General features: G+C 65.9%; 6 protein-coding genes. 2 read left to right on the forward strand and 4 right to left on the reverse strand.

Going from position 1 to position 3076, the window contains the following annotated elements; translation table 11 throughout:
• The 3 genes from HUU94_RS09975 to fabG all read right to left on the reverse strand — a co-directional run.
• A partial coding sequence (locus HUU94_RS09975; protein WP_302480195.1) for a beta-ketoacyl synthase N-terminal-like domain-containing protein occupies positions 1–566 on the reverse strand: 566 nt, incomplete at its 3' end.
• A 180-nt stretch (positions 567–746) separates the two neighbouring features.
• Positions 747–983: an acyl carrier protein gene (locus HUU94_RS09980; protein ID WP_167074416.1), complete on the reverse strand. Its 237-nt coding sequence runs from the start codon at positions 981–983 to the stop codon at positions 747–749.
• Between the two features lie 69 nt (positions 984–1052).
• Complete coding sequence (gene fabG / locus HUU94_RS09985; protein ID WP_174274936.1) at positions 1053–1793, reverse strand: 3-oxoacyl-[acyl-carrier-protein] reductase; 741 nt, start codon at positions 1791–1793, stop codon at positions 1053–1055.
• A gap of 85 nt (positions 1794–1878) precedes the next feature.
• On the opposite strand from fabG, the gene HUU94_RS09990 reads away from it, so the two are divergent.
• The gene (locus HUU94_RS09990) at positions 1879–2118 is read left to right on the forward strand and encodes a CopG family transcriptional regulator (RefSeq protein WP_174274937.1); all 240 of its coding nucleotides are present in this window, start codon (positions 1879–1881) and stop codon (positions 2116–2118) included.
• A gap of 24 nt (positions 2119–2142) precedes the next feature.
• The gene (locus HUU94_RS09995) at positions 2143–2517 is read left to right on the forward strand and encodes a hypothetical protein (RefSeq protein WP_174274938.1); all 375 of its coding nucleotides are present in this window, start codon (positions 2143–2145) and stop codon (positions 2515–2517) included.
• Position 2518: 1 nt separating this feature from the next.
• Here HUU94_RS09995 and HUU94_RS10000 read toward each other — a convergent pair.
• A partial coding sequence (locus HUU94_RS10000) for an ACP S-malonyltransferase (protein ID WP_174274939.1) occupies positions 2519–3076 on the reverse strand: 558 nt, incomplete at its 5' end.

Here is a 3076-nt window from a genome sequence, read left to right on the forward strand (position 1 = left end):
TCGGCATCGTCCATCGCGATCATCCGCGCGGCATCGCCGATCGCGTGCGCGCCGGTCGAGCAGGCGGTGACGACCGCATGGTTGGGACCGCGCAGGCCATATTTGATCGAGACCTGGCCCGAGATCAGGTTGATGAGCCGGCCATGGACGAAATGCGGGCTGACGCGGCGCGGGCCCTTTTCGGCGAGTATGTTCGATTCGCTCTCGATCCCCGGCAGCCCGCCGATCCCCGCCCCGATCGAGCAGCCGACGCGGCAGCTCTGCTCGTAGCTGAGCTCGCCCAGCCCGGCATCCTCATAAGCCTGGCCGGCGGCGTCGATGCCGTAGATGATGAAGGGATCGACCTGGCGCTGTACCTTGTGATCGACGCGCTTGCCCGGATCGAAGCCATAGGGGTGATCGGCGGGCTTCACCTCGCAGGCGATCCGGCAGACCTGATCCGAGGCGTCGAAACGCGTGATCGGCGCCGCGCCCGATTTGCCCGCGAGGATGTTCGCCCATGCGATCTCGACATCCGCGCCGAGCGGTGTCACGAGCCCCAGTCCGGTCACTACCACGCGGCGCATGGCATCATCCTCTCTCGCTTCATGTCGTCATGCCGGCGAAAGCTGGCATCTCCCGCGATCAGTAGCGCGCTCGCCTCACGAGATCCCAGCCTTCGCTGGGATGACGGCATCTAGTCAAACCGAAAGCGGCTCCCGGACGCGGACGTCGGGGAGCCGCTCAGGCATCGTCATATTGCGGCCTCAGCCCTTGTGCGTATCGATGTAGGAGATCGCATCCTTGACGGTCGTGATCTTCTCGGCGGCATCGTCGGGAATCTCGACGCCGAATTCCTCCTCGAACGCCATGACCAGCTCGACGATGTCGAGGCTGTCCGCGCCGAGATCGTCGATGAAGCTCGCTTCCTCGGTCACCTTCTCGGGCTCGACGCCGAGGTGCTCGACGACAATCTTCTTCACGCGATCTGCGGTGTCGCTCATGGTTTCAAGCCTTCCTAGCGGTCTGGTTTGGCGTTGCCCTAGCTCTGCCTTGGCGCCCCCGCAAGAGCTTCACGGCATCGCCATGCCGCCGTTGACGTGGATCGTCTGCCCGGTCACGTAGCCCGCCTCGCGGCTGGCGAGGTAGGCGACCGCGGCGGCGACGTCCGCGCCCGCGCCCAGCGCACCCGCCGGGATGCGCTGGTTGATCGCGGCCCTCTGCTTCTCGTCGAGCGCGTCGGTCATGGCGCTGGCGATGAAGCCCGGCGCGACGCAATTGACCGTGATCGATCGGCTGGCGAGTTCCTGCGCCAGCGCCTTGCTCATCGCGGTCAAGCCGCCCTTCGACGCGGCGTAATTGGCCTGCCCCGGATTGCCCGTGGTGCCGACCACCGAAGTGATGGTGATGACGCGCCCGAACCGCGCCTTCATCATCGGGCGCGCGGCGGCGCGGATCAGGCGGAACGCGGCTTCGAGGTTGACCGAGATCACCTGGTCCCATTCCTCGTCCTTCATCCGCATGACGAGATTGTCGCGCGTCACGCCGGCATTGTTGACGAGGATATCGAGCCTCCCGCCCAACGCCTCGACCGCGGAGGGGATCAGCGCCTCGACCGCCGCGCTGTCGCCCAGGTTGCAGGGGATGGGAAGCGAGCCACGACCAATCTCCCGCGTCAGCGCGGTCAGCGCTTCGGCACGCGTGCCCGACAAGGCCACCGTCGCGCCCTGCGCCGCCAGCACCCCGGCGATTGCCGATCCGATCCCGCCGGATGCGCCGGTGACCAGCGCGGTCATGCCAGAAAGATCGAACATTCTTGGTATCCCGATCCACATCGCGCTTTCACAAACAGCGCTAAATGATTATGTTGGATTTCGACCTAAGCGATGAGGAACCTCGATGGCAACCGACGCGGAAAAAGCGGCCGAACCGGCGCCGGGTGATCTTCAGACGGCGACATTGAAGCTGCCTGCCGAGACGCTCGATTTTCTGCGTGAATCGGCGAAGAAGCGCGGTGTCTCCACGGGAGACATGGTCCGGATAGCGCTCGGCACCCAGAAGTTCCTATCCGAAGCGGTCGAAGGCGGGGCCACCGTGCAGCTAAAGGGCCGGGGAGGCTTGCGAGACGTAGCGATTTGACACGTCGGCATGGGGGATGCTGCGATGGAAAGCGACTTGGATGCCGAAGTCCCCGGAGCGGCGGGAATTTCAGGACCTCCCGTACTCACTTATACGCCGAAGACGACGGAGACGCCCGATAGCACGACCCGCAAGTGGGTAAGCTATCTCCTGCTGTTGCTCCTCACGACGGTCGTCCTGGCATCGTTCGTGGATTTGTTCGTCATCAATGCGCCCGGCCCGCCGCCGATGTCGAACGCGATGGAAGCCGTTGCAGCCGATTCCGCAGATGCGACGGCCGATGCCGATCGGCTGATGCGCCTGATGAACCTTGTCTTTGGACCGGTCGTTACTTTGTTCAGCTCGGTCGTCGGCTTCTATTTCGGCGCGCGGACTGCCAAGGAATCGAGCGGAGGCTAGCCTACAACCTCGCCGCCAAAGCCTCCACATCCGCCATCGTCACCACGCTCGTCACGATCACCTCCGGAACGATGCGCTTAACCATCGGCCCCAGCACCTTCGCGCCCAGTTCGACGAAGTCGGTCACGCCCGCCGCGACCATCGCCTCGATGCTTTCGCGCCAGCGCACCGTGCCCGTCACCTGCCTGACCAGCAGATCGCGGATCGCGGCGGGATCGGCGACCGGCGCCGCGGTGACGTTGGCGTAGAGCGGCATCAGCGGCGCGCGCATCGCGGCCTTGGCGAGCGCCTCGGCCATCGCATCGGCGGCGGGCTGCATCAGCGCGCAGTGGAAAGGCGCGGAGACGGGGAGGGGGAGCGCGCGCTTGACGCCCTTCTCCCTGGACAGCGCCATCGCGCGTTCGACCGCCGCCTTGGCGCCCGAGATCACCACCTGGCCACCGCCGTTGTCGTTGGCCGCCGCGCAGACCTCGCCCTGCGAAGCCTCGGCACAGATCGTCTCCGCGAGCGCGAAATCGGCGCCGAGCAGCGCGGCCATGGCGCCTTCGCCCGCCGGCAC

The sequence above is a fragment of the Sphingomonas bacterium genome (genome assembly GCF_903644055.1).
Classification (GTDB): domain Bacteria; phylum Pseudomonadota; class Alphaproteobacteria; order Sphingomonadales; family Sphingomonadaceae; genus Sphingomonas_I.

Bases quoted from the DNA above. Each gene is read 5' to 3' on its own strand.
- HUU94_RS09990 (WP_174274937.1), top strand. From the start codon at position 1,879: ATGGCAACCGACGCGGAAAAAGCGGCCGAACCGGCGCCGGGTGATCTT.
- fabG (WP_174274936.1), bottom strand. From the start codon at position 1,793: ATGTTCGATCTTTCTGGCATGACCGCGCTGGTCACCGGCGCATCCGGC.
- HUU94_RS09995 (WP_174274938.1), top strand. From the start codon at position 2,143: ATGGAAAGCGACTTGGATGCCGAAGTCCCCGGAGCGGCGGGAATTTCA.
- HUU94_RS09980 (WP_167074416.1), bottom strand. From the start codon at position 983: ATGAGCGACACCGCAGATCGCGTGAAGAAGATTGTCGTCGAGCACCTC.